This window comes from Winogradskyella ouciana (genome assembly GCF_009709615.1).
Lineage (GTDB): Bacteria > Bacteroidota > Bacteroidia > Flavobacteriales > Flavobacteriaceae > Winogradskyella > Winogradskyella ouciana.
Window position 1 is genome coordinate 716,548 of record NZ_WJYA01000004.1, and the last position, 20,281, is coordinate 736,828.

At 35.5% G+C, this 20,281-nt stretch carries 20 protein-coding genes; 14 read left to right on the plus strand and 6 right to left on the minus strand.

Features of this window, described 5'->3' with window-relative positions; translation table 11 throughout:
- Window positions 1-972, minus strand: a complete 972-nt coding sequence (locus tag F1003_RS07115) for a M23 family metallopeptidase (RefSeq protein WP_155088511.1) — start codon at window positions 970-972, stop codon at window positions 1-3.
- Window positions 973-1,200: 228 nt separating this feature from the next.
- On the opposite strand from F1003_RS07115, the gene alaS reads away from it, so the two are divergent.
- A complete protein-coding gene (gene alaS, locus F1003_RS07120; protein WP_155088512.1) occupies window positions 1,201-3,810 on the plus strand; it encodes an alanine--tRNA ligase in 2,610 nt (869 codons plus the stop codon).
- A 33-nt stretch (window positions 3,811-3,843) separates the two neighbouring features.
- A complete protein-coding gene (locus F1003_RS07125) occupies window positions 3,844-4,797 on the plus strand; it encodes a GSCFA domain-containing protein (RefSeq protein ID WP_155088513.1) in 954 nt (317 codons plus the stop codon).
- A gap of 23 nt (window positions 4,798-4,820) precedes the next feature.
- Here F1003_RS07125 and F1003_RS07130 read toward each other — a convergent pair whose 3' ends face one another.
- Window positions 4,821-5,249: a HEAT repeat domain-containing protein gene (locus tag F1003_RS07130; RefSeq protein WP_235898287.1), complete on the minus strand. Its 429-nt coding sequence runs from the start codon at window positions 5,247-5,249 to the stop codon at window positions 4,821-4,823.
- Window positions 5,250-5,445: 196 nt separating this feature from the next.
- Between F1003_RS07130 and F1003_RS07135 the strand changes: the two genes are divergently transcribed.
- The 4 genes from F1003_RS07135 to F1003_RS07150 all read left to right on the plus strand — a co-directional run bounded on the left by F1003_RS07135 (window position 5,446) and on the right by F1003_RS07150 (window position 10,677).
- Window positions 5,446-5,979, plus strand: a complete 534-nt coding sequence (locus tag F1003_RS07135; protein WP_155088514.1) for a DUF6252 domain-containing protein — start codon at window positions 5,446-5,448, stop codon at window positions 5,977-5,979.
- A gap of 9 nt (window positions 5,980-5,988) precedes the next feature.
- Window positions 5,989-7,860, plus strand: a complete 1,872-nt coding sequence (locus F1003_RS07140; protein ID WP_155088515.1) for an outer membrane protein assembly factor BamB family protein — start codon at window positions 5,989-5,991, stop codon at window positions 7,858-7,860.
- 213 nt (window positions 7,861-8,073) lie between these two features.
- Window positions 8,074-10,014 carry a tetratricopeptide repeat-containing sensor histidine kinase gene (locus F1003_RS07145; protein WP_162306915.1) on the plus strand — a complete coding sequence of 647 codons (1,941 nt, stop codon included), beginning with the start codon at window positions 8,074-8,076 and terminating at the stop codon, window positions 10,012-10,014.
- An 18-nt stretch (window positions 10,015-10,032) separates the two neighbouring features.
- Entirely contained in the window at window positions 10,033-10,677 is a 645-nt protein-coding gene (locus tag F1003_RS07150) for a response regulator (protein WP_155088517.1), read from the plus strand.
- Here F1003_RS07150 and coaD read toward each other — a convergent pair.
- Both coaD and F1003_RS07160 read right to left on the minus strand, forming a co-directional pair.
- The gene (coaD, locus tag F1003_RS07155; protein WP_155088518.1) at window positions 10,670-11,125 is read right to left on the minus strand and encodes a pantetheine-phosphate adenylyltransferase; all 456 of its coding nucleotides are present in this window, start codon (window positions 11,123-11,125) and stop codon (window positions 10,670-10,672) included. The genes F1003_RS07150 and coaD overlap by 8 nt on opposite strands.
- Window positions 11,126-11,212: 87 nt before the next feature.
- Window positions 11,213-12,190, minus strand: coding sequence for a D-alanine--D-alanine ligase (locus tag F1003_RS07160; RefSeq protein ID WP_155088519.1), 978 nt, complete (start codon window positions 12,188-12,190; stop codon window positions 11,213-11,215).
- A gap of 127 nt (window positions 12,191-12,317) precedes the next feature.
- Here F1003_RS07160 and F1003_RS07165 point away from each other — a divergent pair, with 127 nt between their 5' ends.
- The 8 genes from F1003_RS07165 to F1003_RS07200 all read left to right on the plus strand — a co-directional run bounded on the left by F1003_RS07165 (window position 12,318) and on the right by F1003_RS07200 (window position 19,212).
- Window positions 12,318-12,869, plus strand: coding sequence for a PASTA domain-containing protein (locus F1003_RS07165; RefSeq protein WP_155088520.1), 552 nt, complete (start codon window positions 12,318-12,320; stop codon window positions 12,867-12,869).
- Window positions 12,870-12,873: 4 nt separating this feature from the next.
- Window positions 12,874-13,905 carry an RluA family pseudouridine synthase gene (locus F1003_RS07170; RefSeq protein WP_155088521.1) on the plus strand — a complete coding sequence of 344 codons (1,032 nt, stop codon included), beginning with the start codon at window positions 12,874-12,876 and terminating at the stop codon, window positions 13,903-13,905.
- A 485-nt stretch (window positions 13,906-14,390) separates the two neighbouring features.
- Window positions 14,391-15,149: a peroxide stress protein YaaA gene (gene yaaA / locus F1003_RS07175; protein ID WP_155088522.1), complete on the plus strand. Its 759-nt coding sequence runs from the start codon at window positions 14,391-14,393 to the stop codon at window positions 15,147-15,149.
- Window positions 15,150-15,180: 31 nt separating this feature from the next.
- Window positions 15,181-15,906, plus strand: coding sequence for a hypothetical protein (locus F1003_RS07180; RefSeq protein ID WP_155088523.1), 726 nt, complete (start codon window positions 15,181-15,183; stop codon window positions 15,904-15,906).
- Complete coding sequence (locus F1003_RS07185; RefSeq protein WP_155088524.1) at window positions 15,906-16,607, plus strand: uracil-DNA glycosylase family protein; 702 nt, start codon at window positions 15,906-15,908, stop codon at window positions 16,605-16,607. The genes F1003_RS07180 and F1003_RS07185 overlap by 1 nt, the downstream gene beginning before the upstream one ends.
- Before the next feature lie 81 nt (window positions 16,608-16,688).
- Window positions 16,689-17,498 carry a TspO-related membrane protein gene (locus tag F1003_RS07190; protein WP_155088525.1) on the plus strand — a complete coding sequence of 270 codons (810 nt, stop codon included), beginning with the start codon at window positions 16,689-16,691 and terminating at the stop codon, window positions 17,496-17,498.
- A gap of 98 nt (window positions 17,499-17,596) precedes the next feature.
- Complete coding sequence (locus tag F1003_RS07195) at window positions 17,597-18,868, plus strand: DEAD/DEAH box helicase (protein WP_155088526.1); 1,272 nt, start codon at window positions 17,597-17,599, stop codon at window positions 18,866-18,868.
- A 119-nt stretch (window positions 18,869-18,987) separates the two neighbouring features.
- On the plus strand, window positions 18,988-19,212 hold the full coding sequence (locus F1003_RS07200; RefSeq protein WP_155088527.1) for a VF530 family protein: 225 nt from the start codon (window positions 18,988-18,990) through the stop codon (window positions 19,210-19,212).
- A gap of 167 nt (window positions 19,213-19,379) precedes the next feature.
- On the opposite strand, the gene F1003_RS07205 is transcribed toward F1003_RS07200, so the two are convergent.
- Together F1003_RS07205 and F1003_RS07210 are read right to left on the minus strand one after the other, a co-directional pair.
- Entirely contained in the window at window positions 19,380-19,706 is a 327-nt protein-coding gene (locus tag F1003_RS07205; protein ID WP_155088528.1) for an EF-hand domain-containing protein, read from the minus strand.
- Window positions 19,707-19,794: 88 nt separating this feature from the next.
- Complete coding sequence (locus tag F1003_RS07210) at window positions 19,795-20,247, minus strand: tRNA (cytidine(34)-2'-O)-methyltransferase (protein WP_155088529.1); 453 nt, start codon at window positions 20,245-20,247, stop codon at window positions 19,795-19,797.
- Between the last annotated feature and the right edge of the window lie 34 nt (window positions 20,248-20,281).

Here is a 20,281-nt window from a genome sequence, read left to right on the forward strand (position 1 = left end):
TTAATCGAGGGATTGATTTTCTAAAGAAGCTCTTTGAAGCAATACATCAAATTCTTCTGGTGATAGATTTCCATAATAGAAGTTTATAGGGTTGATGCGCTCACCATCCTTAAAAATCTCGTAATGCAAATGCGGAGCTTCAGAACGTCCTGTACTTCCTACAAAACCTATTAAATCTCCACGCTTTACACGTTGGTTAACTCTTACATTGTATTTGTATAAATGGGCATAAAGTGATACGTAGCCAAAACCATGGTCTATACGAATATGTTTACCATAACCTGTAGAGCTATTGTCCGCGCGTTTTACAACACCATCGCCAGTGGCATAAACAGGAGTGCCTCTTGGTGCTGTAAAGTCCATCCCAAAATGGAACTTTCTAACCTTGGTAAAGGGATCTGTTCTGTAACCATAACCAGATGCCATCCGTGTTAGATTAAGATTGTTAACTGGTTGTATAGCTGGTATAGCTTCTAAAAATTTTTCTTTGTCCTCAGCCAATTTTGCGATTTCATCCAAAGATTTGGATTGTACTACTATAGCTTTTTCCAGTATATCTAATCGCTTATTGCTTTCTGCAATTAATTGCGAGTTGTCAAAACCTTCAAATTTCTTATAACGGTTGATACCACCAAATCCCGCTCGTCTTTGCTCTTCTGGTATTGGGTTAGCTTCAAAATAAAGTCTATATATCGCATTGTCACGCTCTTCAACGTTTTCTAGCGCAGCAATGGCATCGTCCATACGTTTGTTGAGGAGTTCATATTGTAACTCCATATTCTGTAACTCTCTGGCCAATTGGCGCTCTTTAGGAGATTCAATATAATGGCTAACTATGGCAAAAGACAAAAAACCAAACAGAGCCGCTGCTAAAAGAAAAATTGTGGCATATTTAAAGGTTGTCCTTTTTTTGCGCTTTATCTTACGGTAAGAAAGCGTCTCAGCATCATAATAATATTTTACCTTAGCCATGTTTGAATTTATACTATTTTTGCAGCGAATAAGCATTAAAGGTGCTTATTTCTTTGCGAACTTTCAAACCTACAAAAATATTTCCATTACAAATTTAAAAAACTAATGGAATATATTAGGAATAGGTTCTCTCTGACGTTTTAAAGGTAATAATAAAAACCAGAGAAAAATATAAAGATTGTTTTGCAATTGTGTTAATATAAACTAAACAAGCTATAATTTCAGTATATGAAGTCTCAAGATATTCGCGATAAATTTTTAAAATTCTTTGAAAGCAAACAGCACCTTATTGTTCCGTCTGCTCCAATGGTATTAAAGGATGATCCGACTTTAATGTTCGTCAATTCTGGGATGGCACCTTTTAAGGAATATTTTTTAGGAAATGCAGACCCTAAGAAAAACCGAATTGCAGATTCTCAAAAATGCCTAAGGGTGTCTGGTAAGCATAACGATTTAGAAGAGGTTGGTTATGATACGTACCACCACACTCTTTTTGAAATGCTCGGTAACTGGAGTTTTGGCGATTACTTTAAAAAAGAGGCTATTGCTTGGGCTTGGGAATTACTGACTGAAGTTTACGGCATTGATAAAGATATTCTCTACGTCACTGTTTTTGAGGGTAGTGATGATGATAGTTTAGATGTTGACCAAGAAGCTTACGACATTTGGAAGCAATATATTTCTGAAGATCGAATCCTTATGGGCAACAAAAAGGACAATTTCTGGGAAATGGGAGACCAAGGCCCTTGCGGACCTTGTAGCGAAATCCATGTAGATATTCGTTCTGCTGAAGAAAAAGCAAAAGTGGACGGAAAATCTCTAGTTAATATGGACCATCCTCAGGTTGTGGAAATCTGGAACCTGGTCTTTATGCAGTACAACCGTAAAGCAAATGGTTCTCTCGAGATCTTGCCAAATAAACATATTGATACAGGTATGGGCTTTGAACGTTTGTGTATGGTATTACAAGACGTTCAGTCTAATTACGATACGGATGTTTTTACGCCAATTATAAGGGAGATTGAAACCATTTCGGGAAAAGGATATGGCAAAGATGATAAAACTGATATTGCGATTAGAGTGATATCAGATCATGTTAGAGCCGTTGCATTTTCTATAGCAGATGGTCAGTTGCCAAGCAATACTGGTGCTGGTTATGTGATTCGTAGAATTTTGCGTAGAGCGATTCGTTATGGATTTACATTTTTAAACCAGAAAGAACCTTTTATCTATAAACTTACGGATACATTGAGTAAGCAAATGGGAACCGCATTCCCAGAGCTTAAGAATCAAAAACGACTTATTGAAAATGTCATTAAAGAGGAAGAGCATTCCTTTTTAAGAACTTTGGATCAAGGCTTATTGTTGTTGGATAGGGTCATTGAGAACTCTAAGTCCGAAACCATTGCTGGTACTAAAGCCTTTGAATTATATGACACTTATGGTTTTCCATTGGATTTAACCCAACTTATTGCCAAGGAAAAAGGCTATAACATTGATGAAGCCGGTTTTAATGCTGAAATGAAAAAGCAAAAAGACCGCTCTAGGGCTGCTTCGGCTTCGGAGACTTCGGATTGGGTAGTCTTAAAAGAAGATGATACTGAGGAATTCATAGGTTATGATACTTTGGTGGTTGATGTAAAGTTGACGCGCTATAGAAAAGTGACCTCAAAAAAAGACGGTGAACAATACCAATTGGTGTTTAATATGACACCATTTTATCCTGAAGGAGGTGGACAAGTTGGTGACAAAGGTTCCATTGAAGCTTCCAATGGAGAGGTGATTTATATATTGGATACCAAAAAAGAGAACAATGTGATCATCCATATTGCCAAAAATTTACCAGAGCATTTAAATGATACGTTTAGGGCAGAAGTCAATGAAGAACACAGACGTTTGTCTGCAAGTAACCATACGGCAACACACTTATTGCACCAAGCGTTAAGAACTGTTTTAGGAGAACATGTTGAGCAAAAAGGATCTTTAGTAAGACCTAAATCCTTGCGTTTCGATTTTTCGCATTATGCAAAAGTAGAACCGGACCAATTACAGCAGATTGAAGATTTTGTCAATGCAAGGATAAAGGAAAACCTTCCATTGGAAGAGCAGCGCAATATCCCGATGCAAAAAGCTTTGGATGAAGGTGCTTTGGCATTATTCGGAGAAAAATATGGAGATACGGTAAGAGCTATTCGCTTTGGTCAGTCTATGGAATTGTGTGGTGGAACACATGTGCCAAATACAGGGGATATATGGCATTTTAAGATTAAATCCGAAGGTGCTATTGCTGCAGGAATAAGACGAATTGAAGCCATAACCAATATGGTTGTCGGTGATTATTTTGAAACTATAGATAAAGAGTACCAAGCCTTAAAGGAAGTTTTGAAAAACCCTAACGAACCTGTAAAGGCAGTTGAAAATTTACAATCTGAAAATGCTGATTTAAAGAAACAGATAGAACAATTACTTAAGGATAAGGCCAAAAATGTAAAGGGTGATCTTAAGAATGAAATTGTTGATGTCAATGGCGTAAACTTCATCGCCAAAAAAGTAGATTTAGATGCTTCAGGTATCAAAGACTTGTGTTTTGAATTGGGTGGTGAGCTCGATAACCTATTTGCAATATTCGGTGCGGATAATAACGGAAAAGCTTTATTATCTTGTTATATATCTAAGAGTCTCGTTGCAGAGAAAGACTTAAATGCTGGGACAATAGTTAGAGAACTCGGTAAACATATCCAAGGTGGAGGTGGTGGTCAACCATTCTTTGCGACTGCTGGTGGAAAGAATCCAGATGGGATTGAGGAGGCTTTAAAGGCTGCAAAAAATTATCTTTAAGTTTGTCCATCTGCACTTGATGTGGAATCTAATATGAATCTTCAAACCAACATACCACTAAAGCCACAACAGCATAATCAAATAGATTACAACTCTAAGATGATGCTTCTAGGGTCGTGTTTTTCAGAAAATATTGGAGAAAAATTTGATTATTTTAAGTTTCAATCCATTGTAAATCCATTCGGAATTCTATTTCATCCTATAGCTATTGAAACTCTTGTCACCAGGGCGATTAATAAAGACTATTATTCCGAAAATGAATTGATTTCTCATAACGAACAATGGAGTTGTTTAGATGCACATTCTAGGTTGAATAGCATTTCAAAAGATGAGTTATTAATTACTCTAAATAAAACTTTAGACCTAACAAATCAACAACTCAGAGAATCAACGCACATCGTAATAACATTGGGAACCAGCTGGGTTTACAGACATATTGCAACAGATAAAATAGTTGCCAATTGCCATAAATTACCTCAAAAACAGTTTTTAAAGGAATTACTTTCAGTTGAGCAAATTTCAGAATCACTTGAAGCTATTGTTAGTTTGATAAAAAGTATAAATCCTAAGGTTAACTTCATATTTACGGTCTCTCCAGTTAGGCATATAAAGGATGGTTTTGTGGAAAACACAAGAAGCAAATCGCATTTAATTGCTGCAATACATCAAACTGTAGAACCAAGAACACAACAATATTATTTTCCTTCATACGAAATTGTAATGGACGAGTTAAGAGACTACCGGTTTTACAATGAAGATATGTTGCATCCAAATAACCTTGCTATAAATTACATCTGGGAAAAGTTTAAAAATGTTTGGCTATCAGAAGACGCTCTGAAAAGCGCAGAACAAGTTGCGGCCATCCAAGCAAAAAGGGCGCATAGACCGTTCAACCCCAATTCTGAAGCACATCAGCAATTTCTTGGGAAACTTCAGATAGAAATTGAGACTTTACAGAAACAACATGCACATATTAAGTTCAATTAAAAGAGCCTAACGAATAGGTCTTTTTAGTCGTTCCTTAACCATTTCAAAATTCTTTTTACTCTTGCGCTCCCAACGATAGATGTTATGGTTTTTTCGCGTTGTCCACTTTGTTTTTCTTTTTTCTCTCTTATTTCCTTTACCCAATTAAAGCGTTTTCTAGTAATAGAAATTACAAGCTCATCGTTGCATCCTAAACTTTCAAGCGCATTAAGAGCAGCAATAGACACGTTTTGAATTTTATCGTTCATCGCATGCAGCAAAATAGGTACGGACGAAGGTCTGCCAACATGCTCTAGAGCCTCTGCCGCTAACTGACGTGTTTTATAATTGCCATGTTTTAAAGCATATTCTAATTTATCTACAGCATTAGCGTGCATCCAACTTAAGATGGTGTTTTTTGAAGGCTGAACTAGCTTCAATATAAAGAGTAGATATGAAAAAGAATTTTGCATAAAACAGGTGTTGGCTATTAATTATATGTAGTAAAATTCAACATATTGTTACAAAAATCACCTCAAACACTACGCTTATATGCTTTTAAATAACTGATAATTAATGAATTGTAAAAATATACGTAATTCATCGTATGTTTTGCCTTTATCTTATTGTTGAGATTTGTCTCAGTATTAACCAATAAATGTTTCAACAATGAGAACTTTAAAAAACTTCATGTTATTAGTAATGACAGTATCCTTAGTGGCATTGACATCATGCAAAAGTGATGACGATGGCGGAGGAGGTGGAGATGCACCTTCAGGAACCTTAACCGCAAGTGTTGATGGTACTAATTTTCAATCATTAGACATCTCCTCTTCAGCTACGGTTGCAAACAACGGCCAAAATTTAATCATAATAGCATCTAATAGTGATGGGAATGCCTTTGCAATAACTATCATTGGCTATTCTGGCCCAGGAACTTACCCACTTGGAGGCGGAGCTAATATTTTTAACTCTGCTTCATACACAGAGACCGACGTGGATATTAACAATCCTCAGAATTCAACAACAGAAATTTGGCAGGCACCTTATGACGACACACAAGTTGGTGAAATTAATATTTCAGAGGAAACAGATTCTAAGGTGATAGGAACATTTAACTTCTCCGGGAAAAATGTAAATGGCGATCAATCTGTGAAGACTATTACCAATGGATCTTTCGATTTAGATAAGCAGACCACATAATTAATCATTATGAAAACGCAATTAATTCAAATTAAAAAGGCAATGATGTTTGTACTCGTTTTGGGTGCTACATCATTGTTTGCTCAAGAAGCACCAGACTTTAAATATGATCTTGGTGCTAAGATTAATGATATGACCATAACCGTTGGTGGAACCGTTGTTGTTGCTACAAATGATGGTTTAGTTGGGATTAAACCTGGCAGTAATGAATTACTTTTCAACTTTACGGATTATGGAAGAGTAAAGGCAGAAGAGTTAAACTATATACCACTATCTCCCTATGTAATGGTAGGGCAAACTGGTTTTGGAAACTTGTCTTCCAAAAAAGCTGTGATAGACCATGTTTCAGGTAAAATACTTTTTACAACAGAGTCTAAAGGCTGGAAGAATGTATTTACCTGCGACGTTATGATGCCGCAGAACAAGCTCGTAGTCAGTGGGTTTCAAATAGGCGGAGATAAAGCTGAAAATGTAACTCCAAAAGTTGCTGTATATGATTTAGGTACAGGTGAGGAGGATTATTCATTTTTCTTGGTGAAGCCAGGAAAAGTAACTATGAAAAATTATGCTGTTACTGGTAAGCCATTACTTTTAAAGGATAAGATGTTGGTTCCTACAAGTCAAGGTATTATTGCAAAATCAAAATCGGGAGAAACACTTTGGGAAAACAAGGTGAAGAATGTCAATTGGATGACCAGCAATGAAGCCGAAACAGATATTTATGCTTTTGCCGCAACCGCTAATGGAAAAAACACTAGGATCTATAAAATAGGAGCCAATGGTTCTGAGGCATGGGAAGACGAACGTAAAGTGAAAGGAAGTGTTTCTAACTTTCAGATATTGCCACAAGGATTGGCTGTTGTAAGTGATGTGGCAGGTGGTAGTGGTGCATTAGCCGCTAAATCTGAATCAAAAATTACAATGTTCAATGCCTCTAATGGTGAGGATCTTTGGGAAAAAGCACCAAAAACCAAAGGCTATGTGCAACATTTCTATATTATGGAAGATGGTATTTTATTCGGTATTCAGTCAGGAGGAATCAATAAAGTCTCTTATGATGGTAAACCGTTATTCAAAAAGCCTTTAAAAACAGGAGAGAATATTCTAACTATGGCAGAAACGCCACAAGGACTTATTTATATCACTTCAGAAGACGCCAATATTGTTAATCTAGAAACTGGTGACCAGGTGTGGTCTAAGCCATTAAAGTTTAAAAGAGCAAATGTGGTTAGTTCTACTTTAGATGAAAAAAACAACAGGTATTTAATTGCCGCAGATGAAAAATTATGGAGCATTAATACAAGTTCTGGTGATTCAGAAATCTTAGTAGAAGTCGATTTTGAAGGAAAAGAAGATCCAACTGGTTTAGAGGTTAGAGATGGAGGCATTTTGCTGAGCTCAGATCAAAATATAATGCTGCTCGACTGGGATGGTAAAACTAATTGGCATGAGTACCACAGAGCACCAGGTAAAAGTGCTTTTGGTGCTATATTAGCGGGAGCAGTGGCTGTAGCTTCTACAGGATTGGCTATGGATGCTTCCCTGCGCGCTGGCGCAAACAAAAATTATCTTGGTCAGTATAACCAGTATGGTGCAAGAATGAAACGTACAGCAGATATGTTCTCAGCAATTGGTACAGCATCTTTTAATGAGATGGCAAAACGTTTTAAAGCAACGTCCGCAACCAAGGATGCGCAGTTTGTTTTAACCAAATTAGATGATGGTGTAGGTTTGGTTAAACTAAATAAAGATACTGGTAATACCGAAAAAGAAATTGTACTAAAGGATAAAAAACCAGTGTACAAAGTAGATGAGTATGGTGGGTTTCTATATTATAAACCAAACGATAAGACCATATACGCTTACGATCTTAGTAAATAAATCTTGTTGTTGAGATTTGTTATGATTAGGCGTAATTATTTACAGATTGCGCTTAATCTTTTTAAATTGTCCATTAATCGAAAAAAAATAGACCTACGCCTAAATAATGATATATTAGTAATGCTATTAATCAATTTTTTTAAAAAAGCATCAGTTATAATTTCTGTAATAAATCACAGAATATACCTGATGCTTTTTGTGTCTATACCACTTATGAAAGAACTATCATTAAGTTGTTGCTTAATTCTGTACACCTTCTTCGGTTTTTCTCAAAATTTAGACAGTCTGCTTACCGAGGCTAGAACAATAAAGGATGATTCTGTTAAAATAAGAATGTACAACAAAATTGGGTTCAGCTATATCTTTAACGATACGGACAAAGCGCTTGATGTTATAAAAGAAGGTAAGCAACTTGCCAATAATGCAAATTTTAAATTTGGACTTACGGAATTGACAAATACCCATGGTATTTACATGGATGTTACTGGGAAATCAGACTCTGCTGCTTATTATTTCGAAAAGGCCCTAAAGATGAGTAGGGAGTATAACTTTGACAACATTGAGTCCATGTGCTTAAATAATCTTGGAATGTTCAATTGGAACAGAGGCAACTATAACGATGCGCTCGACTATTTTTTCCAATCCCTAAAAATGGATGAAGCGAGAGATAGCGAACGTTCAACATCAGCTTCTTTAAACAACATAGGGCTTATATACCAAGAAATGAATCTGGCCGAAAAGGCATTGACCTATCATAAAAAAGCATTAGAAGTACGTAAAAAATATAATCTTGAAAATGAACAGATTGCCTCATATAACAATATTGGCATTAATCTAAAGGATTTAGGGCGATTAGATGAAGCGATAGCAACGTACAAAACAGGTATTGCTCTTGCCGAAAAGAAGAATAACCTCATAGATTACTATCGCTTGCTAGACAATTTGGCCAATGCCTATTATGTTAAAGGAAACACAGATTTAGCACTCTCAACCTATTTAAAGGCTTTAGACAAACCACAAAACTTTAAGGCAGACGAAAAAAGCATTTTGGCCCTTTATAATAATATTGCAACATTGTATAATGAGCGTAATGAGCCTAAAAAAGCACTCTCGTATATAAATAAAGGTTTTACACTGGTTGATAAATATCCTGAAATTGAATTGGTGGCAACAGATCTTTATTTAAGCAGTGCAGAAGCACATTATATGCTCAATAATTATGACAAAGCAAGAGCATCAAAGCATAAGTTTATTTCCTTAAAAGATTCGATTTTTTCCGAAAATAATGCAAAGGCAATTGCAGATATGGAGATAAAGTATGAAACTGAAAAAAAAGAAAAGGAAATTCTCATACAGCGTGCAGAACTAGCTGAACGAGATTTAATCATCCAAGAACGAAATTACCAGATTTTTGGTCTCATAGCCCTTGCGATAATCTTAGGTATATTGGGTTATTTAATTTATAAACAACAAGAGCTTAAAAACAGACAGCTTCAAAAAGAAAACGAACTCAAAGATGCCTTGCTAAAAATTGAAACACAGAATAGATTGCAGGAGCAAAGATTAAGGATTTCTAGGGATTTACACGATAATATTGGAGCCCAACTCACCTTTATTATTTCATCAATTGATAATTTAAAGTATGGGTTTGATATAAAGGACGAGAAACTAAAAACTAAACTAAATAACATTAGTGATTTCACATCTGGTACTATTTATGAACTTCGGGATACCATTTGGGCAATGAACAAAAACGAAATCACTTTTGAGGATCTACAGACCAGAATTACCAATTATATCGAAAAAGCCCACTTGTCTGATGCCAATATTGAATTTGAATTTAGTGTAGATGAGCGTGTAGATACTTCAAAAAAATTCACATCGGTTGAGGGCATGAACATCTATAGAATCATACAAGAGGCCATCCACAATAGTTTAAAATATGCCAATGCTTCAAAAATCGAAGTGAACGTTCATAAGGACTTATCAAACCTAGTGTTTAAAATTACGGATGACGGCATTGGGTTTAAAACAGAGGAAATCGTAAGAGGCAATGGCTTAAACAATATGGAAAAACGGGCAAAGGAAATCGAAGGAGAGTTTATTGTTAAGTCTAAAGAAAATGAAGGTACAAGCGTAAAGCTCACAATTTAATAACAGTAATTATTTAAAATGACCACAAGAATAGCCATAGTAGATGATAACACGTTTTTAATAAAAGCCGTAGAGGAGAAGCTGTCTTTTTTTGATGATCTTACTGTGAAGTTTAATGCTATGAATGGCGAAGACTTGCTAAAACGATTAGAAATTAATCACAATCTCGATTTAATTTTAATGGATATAGAAATGCCGATAATGAATGGTATTGAAGCTACAGAGAAAGTGAAACAAAAATACCCACATATAAAGATTATAATGCTTACGGTTTTTGATAATGACGAAAACATTTTCAATGCTATTAAAGCAGGAGCTGATGGTTACCTACTTAAAGAAATTAATGCAGTTGACTTACATTCTGGTATTTTAGAAACTTTAAATGGTGGTGCGGCAATGAATCCATCCATTGCATTAAAAACATTAAAACTACTTAGAAACCCCTTTATTCAAGAAAAAGAACAGTTAGGTATAAAACTTACGAATAGAGAAGTTGATGTTTTAGAACAGCTGAGTAAAGGTTTGAGCTACAATGCTGTTGCGGAAAACCTAATACTTTCTACAGGAACTATTAGAAAGCACATTGAGAATATCTATCGCAAACTTCAAGTTCATAATAAATTAGAAGCTGTCCAAAAAGCAAAGCGGAATAATATTATTTAACTCTCACACTATCTGGGACTAACTTCGTATAATCCCCATTGTTTCTAATAACATCTCTAACGATTGAAGACGAGATATAAGATGTTTTCGCTGCTGTTAAGAGAAAAACGGTTTCAATTTTAGAAAGTTTTCGGTTGGTATGGGCGATAGCTTTTTCAAACTCGAAGTCAGCAGGGTTTCTCAATCCTCTCAATATAAATTGAGCATCAATTTCCTTGCAGAAATCTATAGTTAGCCCTTTATATGTTGTCACTTTCACTTTTGGCTCATTGGCAAATGCTTCATTAATAAAAGCTTTGCGCTCTTCTAAAGAAAACATGTAATTCTTTTCTGAATTGATACCAATGGCTACGACAACTTCATCAAAAAGTTTTATGCCACGCTTTATAATGTCGTAATGTCCGTTAGTGATGGGATCAAATGATCCAGGAAATAATGCTCGTTTCATATTCTCTTCCTGCAGAGGCAGGAATCTTTTTAATTAAACTCTAAACAAAGATAAGCATTAAGAAATTGAGTGTGTATTCAAAAATCGTCATTTGTTCAACGCTTCCTCAATAGCATTATCAAATAAATCCTCCATACTAATACCAGCTTTAGCGGCTTGCTGTGGTAAGATACTTTCGTTAGTTAGACCAGGAACGGTGTTCACTTCGAGCAAATAAGGTTCGTCTTTTTTAAAAATGAATTCGCTTCTTGTAAAGCCAGTCATATTCAGAACTTCGTATATTTTTTTGGCTTCATTTCTAACTTTATTAGCATAATCGTCAGAAATACGTGCAGGAGTAATCTCTTGGGATTTACCTTCATATTTGGCGGCATAATCAAAAAAATCATTCTCCGAGACAATTTCTGTAATCGGTAAAACTTTAGTTTCGCCCTTGTAGGAAATCACACCTACGGAAACTTCAACACCATCCAGAAACTGCTCGATGATAATTTCATTATCTTCTTTAAACGATTTGTCTATGGCAGCTTTTAAATCTTCTTTTTTGTAAACCTTTGAAATGCCAAAACTGCTTCCGGCTTTGTTGGCCTTTACGAAACAAGGTAAGCCAACTTTGGCAACAATGGCACCATTATCAATAGTGTCTCCCAAGTCCAGATAATAATTTTCAGCAGTTTTAATGCCAAAAGGTTTCAACGTAGCCAGTAAATCTCGCTTATTAAAAGTTAGAGCGGCTTGGTACATGCTGCAACTCGTTTGTGGTATGCCAATTAATTCAAAATAAGCTTGCATGTAGCCGTCTTCGCCAGGTGAGCCATGAATGGCATTAAAGACACAATCAAACGTAATCCGAGTTTCATTCACTAAAACTGAAAAATCGTTTTTATCTACAGGAAACTCTTCGTTCATATCATTAACAAACACCCATTTTTCTTTAAAGATGTGAATGCGATACGTGTTGTATTTGTCCTTATCTAAAGTATTGTAAACCACATTACCACTCTTAAGCGAAATTTCATATTCGCTAGAATAGCCTCCCATAATTATGGCTATATTTTTTTTCATGCTTTAACTTTCATGCTATAATGTAAAAGTATCATTTATTTTCAATAATCTAAATGTTAATAGGCATACGTATATTAATTTTATAACGTTAGATTATTTATTAGATTTGTCAACAACAAAATAGCCTATGAGTTTAGTTAAGTTTCTTACCAGTAAAGTATTTTTAAAGCAATTGGCATTGGCTATTGTGGCTATTGTTGTTTTAAGTTTTATTATGCTAAAATGGCTAAACGTTACGACAAACCATGGAGAGTTTGTCGTTGTACCAGACTTAAAAGGTAAATCTATAGAAACGGTTAAAATAGAATTGAATGATTTGAATTTAGCCATGGAAATTCAGGATTCTGCAAATTTTAATCCCAACTACCCGAAATATTCAGTCATTGAGCAAAATCCAGACTCTGGATCTCAGGTAAAAGAAAACAGAAAGATTTATTTAATTCTAAATCCTTCTGGATACCGAAAAGTTGAAGTGCCAAATATTTTGAAACGTACTTTGCGTCAAGCAAAACCTCAACTTAAGGCTTTGGAGTTTAAAATTGGTGAGATTACCTACATTGACAATATTGGTAAAGACGTGGTTTTGGGTATGAGACACAATGGTGAAACGCTAAAGCCTGGTGAGATGTTGCCATTAACATCGACCATAGATTTGGTTTTGGGTAACGGAAACCGCTAGGTGTATGGCTGATATTGTGGATATGTCTGAAGACAATGATGAACTTTACGAACACTATGCCTTTAAAGTAGAAAAAGGCCAGCAACCACTTCGTATTGATAAATATTTAATGAATTTTGTTGAAAATGCTGCTCGAAACAAAATTCAACAAGCCGCAAAAGACGGTTGCATTTTTGTAAATGGTACTACCGTAAAATCAAATTATAAGGTCAAGCCTAATGACCAAATTACTGTAAAATTTGAGCATCCTCCTCACGAAAATTTATTGGTTGCCGAAGATATTCCAATTGATATAGTTTACGAAGATGATGATTTGTTGGTAGTGAACAAACCTGCTGGTATGGTAGTGCATCCTGGTCATGGAAATTATTCTGGCACATTGATTAACGGCCTCATTTTTCATTTTGAAAATTTGCCCAACAACTCTAGTGATAGACCAGGCTTAGTGCATCGTATCGATAAAGATACCAGTGGTTTATTGGTGGTTGCCAAAACTGAACAGGCTATGGCACATCTCTCTAACCAGTTTGCTGAAAAAACTAGTGAACGAGAATATGTAGCCTTAGCTTGGGGAAATATGGAAGATGAAGAAGGTACAGTTGAAGGTAATATTGGCCGCCATCCTAAGAACAGATTGCAAAATACGGTATATGAAGGTGATGATGCCTACAAAGGAAAACCTGCTGTTACACATTACAAGGTTATTGAACGCTTAGGTTATGTCACTTTAGTGAGTTGCAAACTCGAAACAGGTCGCACGCATCAAATCCGCGTGCATATGAAGCATATTGGTCATACCCTTTTTAATGATGAGCGCTATGGTGGTGAAAAAATCTTAAAAGGCACAACCTTTACCAAATACAAACAGTTTGTAGAAAACTGTTTCAAAATATTGCCAAGACAAGCTCTACATGCAAAAACACTTGGTTTTGAACATCCTACAACAGGCGAGTGGTTAAGCTTTTCAACTGAAATACCAGAAGATATGCAGCAATGTATTGAAAAGTGGAGAGGATATGCCAAGCATCAAAGCTAATTCCTGCGAAAGCAGGAATCTCTTTGCCTCTGTTAGTGTTTTCCATTGCCTCTGTTGGTGTTTTTCACCAACAGCTCAAGTTCTTTACAAAAAACACTTTGTTGGTGGAAAACACCAACAAAGGCCAGTGTGCTAAGCATAGCGCTCAAAAGGCCAGTTTATGTTATGCTGAATTCATTTCAGCATCTCACATAATCTTCAAGTTCTAGATTCTGAATCAACACTTCGACAAGCTCAGTGTGACAGTTCACAACTCGCCACTGTTGGTGTTTTCCACCAACAGTTTAAGATTATCGGTTAAGATACTTTGTTGGTGGAAAACACCAACAAAGGCCAGTTTTTCTTGTATATAGACATTCATTATACAACTATCAAGATTAGTTGTTGACAAAACTTGAAACTATTGCTTTTACATTGTATTTTTACCTTGAAGAATAAATATTGTTTAACCTTAATGAGATTCCTGCCTTCGCAGGAAGTTGACTATGAAACTCGTACTATCACCAGCTAAATCCTTAGATTTTGAAACCAAGTTGCCAACGACCAAAACTACGGAAGGTTGTTTTCTGGCAGAGGCAGAGCGCTTAAATAAATTGTTGAAAAAGAAGTCGGCAAAGAGTTTATCAAAACTGATGAAGATTTCTGATAACCTAGGGCAACTCAATTACGAGCGCAACCAAGAATGGAGCTTACCGTTTACAAAAGATAATGCAAGACAAGCTATATATGCGTTTAGTGGTGATGTCTATAGAGGGATTGATGCCTATACGGTTGATACCAAAAAGTTAGATAAAGTACAGGATACGGTTAGAATCATTTCAGGGTTGTACGGTATTTTAAAGCCGTTGGATTTAATACAACCTTATCGATTGGAAATGGGCACCAGAATGCCAGTGGGCAAAAACAAAAATCTTTATGAGTTTTGGAAGAAGAAAGTCACCCAAACCTTAAACGATGAGTTAGAAGATGATGAACTCTTTTTAAACTTAGCTAGTAACGAATACTTTAAAGCCATTGATAAAAAGGCCTTAAAAGTGCCAGTTGTAAATGTTACATTTAAAGAATTCAAAAACGGAGAGTATAAGATGATAGCTATTTTTGCAAAGCTAGCGCGAGGCTTAATGACACGCTATATCATTGATACGGATGCGAAAACTTTAGATGATATCAAAGGTTTTGATTACGAAGGCTATGGCTTTAGCGAAGACTTATCATCAGAAAATGAATTGGTTTTTATAAGATAGTTGTTATCTTTAAGGTGTTAACCAATCTTTCATGTTTCGATATTACTTAATCATTGCCATTCAAGGGTATTGCCTCTATCATATTTACAAAAACCGAAAACCATATTATTGGTATTTTCTTGTATTCTTTATTCCTGTAATTGGTCCAATAATTTACTTCATTACAAATATTTATAATCGTAGGGACGCTGAGAAAATTCAGAATGAGATTACATCTATAATTAACCCAACAAAGAAAATTCGTGATTTAGAGAAGCGATTAGAGTTTTCGGAGACGTACTCAAACAGAATTGCATTGGCGGATGCTTATGTTGAAAATGGAGACATGCCAAATGCTATTGTTAATTACAAACACACTTTAAAAGATACAGATCAGAATGATTTGCATGCTAGACAACGATTGGTTTTATGCTATTTTCAGCTTGAAGATTTTGAAGGCGTTGTAGAACATGCCGAAAAGATTAAGAATAAATCTGAATTTGTCGGTTCAAAGCAACAGTTTTGCTATGGCCTGGCATTAAAACAGTTAGGTAAAGTTGATAAGGCTGAAGAGCAGTTAAAACAAATTGATAGACCGTATTCAAATTATAACGAACGACTAGAACTGGCAAAATTCTATTTAGAACACAATAGAACATCTGAAGGAAAGGAGTTGCTTGAGGAAATTGCTACAGAATCCCAGCACATGACCAAACCTAATAGACGCATCTATAGAAATACTATTATTGAAGTGGAGCGTTTACTGAAATCGTTATAATGTTTTTTCACAAACACCCTTACCAACCTTTTATTCAATCTGATACTAAAAAACTTATTGTCGGCACGTTGCCACCTCCACGTTTTTCAACAGGAGACTTATTGGAAAAAGATGTTGACTTTTGCTACGGAAGCTATTACAATTCCTTATGGTTGTTTATAGACAAAATCCATAATCTTAATTTACGATACGACAATTCGCAAGAGGCCATTGACCAACGCAAACAGTTTTTAATTGAACACAAAATTGGTGTTTGCGATATTGTAGAAAGCGCAGAACGCGAAAAAATTGATGCCTCAGATTTGGGAATGCAGAATATAAAACTGCGAGATGTCGTAGGTTACTTAAAACAATATCCAAGTATAGAAACCATTTTATTTACAGGTGGCAACAGCAAAAACGGACCAGAATATTTTTTTAGAAAGCACCTAAAAGATTACAACCTAAAATTAGAATTGGTAAATAACGAAGTACCCAGAATTCACAAATTTTCCTTACCTGTCATTGCGAGTGGAACGAAGCAATCTCATCAATCAGAACTAAGTTCAAAAAGAACCCTCAAAACCGTTTCCCTAACCTCAGGCTCAGGAGCAGCAAACATTTCAATTAGCAGATTACCACTATACAAGCAACTAAAAGCCAAAGATCCAAACTTTAATACGTTTGATTTTAGGGTGATGCAATACCGCGAGTATCTATGATGAAACTGTATCAATTATTATTTTATTGAAATTATTTAAGGGTTGAGTGTCACATTAACTATTTTAGACAAAAGTAAAATCATGAAAAAAACACTTCAATTAGCCAATGTAATTGCTTTCATAATTACTATAACAATCAATTATGTTTCAGTTACAGGTGCATTAAATAACACCACTATTGGCGAAATTTCGGATAGCTATAATTCACTTTTTACACCTGCTGGATATGCTTTTTCAATTTGGGGAATTATTTATTTGCTCTTATTTGGCTTTGTGATATATCAAGGTAGAAGTTTGTTTGTAGATGTGAAAAATGATGATTTTATTTTAAAAACTGGTTGGTGGTTTGTATTGTCATGTATTTTTAATTCGCTTTGGGTATTTGCATGGGTTTATGACTTCACTGGTCTGTCTTGTGTGTTAATCTTGTTGCTACTTTTTTCGTTATTTAAAGTTGTATGGAACAACCGAATGGAATTAGATGATGAACCTTTTCCAACTATTTTATTTCTTTGGTGGCCATTTGTTGTTTATTCAGGATGGGTCACAGTGGCGAGCATTGTAAATATTTCGAGCTATCTTGTTAAAGTGGGTTGGGATGGTTTCGGAATGTCAGATTCATTTTGGACGATAATATTGATAGGTATTGCAGTTGTCATTAATCTCTTTGCCATATGGAATCGTAATATGCGTGAATTTGCTGCAGTAGGTACATGGGCATTAATCGGAATTGGCAATGCCAACAAGGATAGTAATGATATTGTTATGTTCGCAGCATTTGTTGGTGCTGTTATATTATTAGTGTTTATAGGTATTCATGGGTATAGAAATAGAGCGACCAATCCTATTGTAAAATTGAAACAATGGAAAAATTTTAAGGTTGAAGATTAATTGTCTAAAAGTTATATAGGAGCATAAATTAACAGTACCTTTGCCCAAACAAAAGAGGTGAGCTTTAAATAGATATTCATCTTAACTAAAAACGATGTATGTCATTTAAATCATTGGGCTTATCCGAGCCTTTGCTAAAAGCTATTGGCAAAAAAGGATACGATACACCTTCGCCAATACAAGCTAAAGCCATTCCGCCAGTTTTAGAAGGTAAAGATGTCTTAGCTTCTGCACAAACAGGTACTGGAAAAACAGCAGGTTTTACATTGCCATTACTGCAAATTCTTTCGCAAAATCCTAACGAAAAGTACAGACCAATTAGAGCTTTGATATTAACTCCGACTAGAGAGTTGGCTGCTCAGGTTTATGCCAATGTTAAAGAATACAGTGAATTTTTAAATATACGTAGTGCTGTTATTTTTGGAGGCGTGAATCAAAAACCACAGGTTGCAACAATCAGAAATGGAATTGATGTTTTAGTAGCCACACCAGGTCGTTTGATTGACTTAGAAAATCAAGGAGTCCTCTCATTAAAGCATGTTGAGATATTTGTTTTGGATGAAGCCGACCGTATGCTCGACATGGGTTTTCTACGCGATATTGAACGCGTTATGAAATTAATGCCAAGTAAACGTCAAAACCTGATGTTTTCGGCAACATTTTCTAAGGATATTAAGAAATTGGCGTATTCCATTTTGAATAACCCTGTACAGGTTGAAGCTACTCCAGAAAATACAGCTGTTGAGATTATTGACCAAAAGGTACATCGTGTTGCCAAGAACAAAAAGACGGGTTTAATCATTAAATTGATTTCTGAAGGCAACTGGAAACAAGTTTTGGTGTTCACTAGAACTAAACATGGTGCCAACCGATTGACCAAAAAGATGGTAAGTGCTGGTATTACAGCTGCAGCCATTCATGGGAATAAAAGTCAAGGTGCAAGAACAAAAGCTTTAGCCGGATTTAAAAGAGGTACAGTACGCGTTTTAGTAGCAACGGATATTGCTGCTCGCGGATTGGACATTCCGTTATTGCCTCACGTTATTAATTTCGAATTGCCAAATATTGCCGAAGACTATGTGCATCGTATCGGTAGAACAGGTAGAGCAGGAGCAAGTGGGCAAGCCATTTCCTTAGTGAGCGCTGACGAAATAAGTTATTTACGTGGTATAGAAAAGTTGATTGATACGTCTATTGATGTTGAGATTATTGAAGGTTTTGAACCAGATCCTAATGCATCAACCGAACCGATAAAGCCAGGTCAGAATAGAAATCAAGGTCGAGGCCGGAATTCTGGTTCAGGAAACTCAGGAAACAAAAAGAACTCAAACAGAAACAGGAATAGAAACCGAAGACGGAATAGTAATTAAATTTTACCTGTCATTGCGAGGTACGAAGCAATCTCTTTTTTTACTTTGCATAAATTGAAATCAATAAGATGACCAAGACTGGTAAAAAGCCTGTCTCATAGCAGTGACAAAAAGAAAGTATGTCAACCCAACCCAACAATCCATTACACGGCATAAAACTAGAACAGATAATTACTGAATTACAAGGACATTACGGTTGGGAGTATATGGGTTACCAAATAAATATTCGATGTTTTACACATGACCCTTCGGTAAAATCTAGCCTAAAATTTTTAAGGCGCACACCTTGGGCAAGGACTAAGGTTGAAGCTATGTATTTAGAGATGTTGAGGAATAAGCGTTAAATTTTAGGCGATACTTTATTCTTCTTTTATTAAAATAACTATATAATACGCCATCTTTTGAACTTTTAACTCTACCATAAAAGCACTCTCGTCTATCTAGTCAAATAAATTTCAATGCAAAATAGTTTAAGCAAAAAATCCTCTAGAATTTCTAGAGGATTTTTTTGTTAGTTATCATCATGCTTTGGTTTGCGGCCTTTTCTTCCCTTCATTCTGGCCAATGCTTTTTTAAATTCTGCCATATCCAGTTCTCCACTACTGTCGGCATCCATTCTTGCGAAGCGTTTTTCGAGTAGTTCTGCTTTAGATTCATCTTTCATGCGATTAGCTTTAAACTCTTCTAATGAGATAGAGCCATTAGCATCAGAATCTAATTTTTTGAAGATTTTCTCAGGATTCGGTTTTCTTTTCCCTTCTCTTTCTTGTGCATTGGAAAATGCCATTGAGCCTATTGCAACAACAAAAAGACCAACTTTTAATGTTTTTGAAATCATAATTTTTTGTGTTTTTTAATTAATGAACACTGCTATGACCAAACTATTTTAAAAGGGTTTAATCCTAAATAATACTTTTACGAAAAGATTAACGAAGTTGCCTTAGTCCTTCATAGACAATAATACTAACTGCATTGGCAAGATTAAGACTTCTAATTTGCTTACTGAAGAGCGGGATTTTAAAAAGTTGATTGTGATGTTTTTTAATTAATGGTTTTGGTAGGCCAACAGACTCTTTCCCAAAGATTAAAAACATATTGTCGGTATATTCAATATCCCAATGTGATTGTGTACCATGGCTTGATAGGAAAATCATTTCAGCATCTTTGTTTTTTGAAAAGAAATCATCTGTAGAGTCATAATAGATCACCTCTAAATGTTGCCAATAATCCAGTCCAGCACGTTTTAAGCGTTTATCATCGATTTCAAATCCAAAGGGTTTTACCAAGTGCAAACGAGATCCTGTTGCTAAAGCCAAACGGCCAATATTACCAGTATTATTTGGTATTTCGGGTTCTATAAGAACGATGTTGAGCGGCATAAAAAAATAAAAGTCTAAATTAAGATTAATTTAG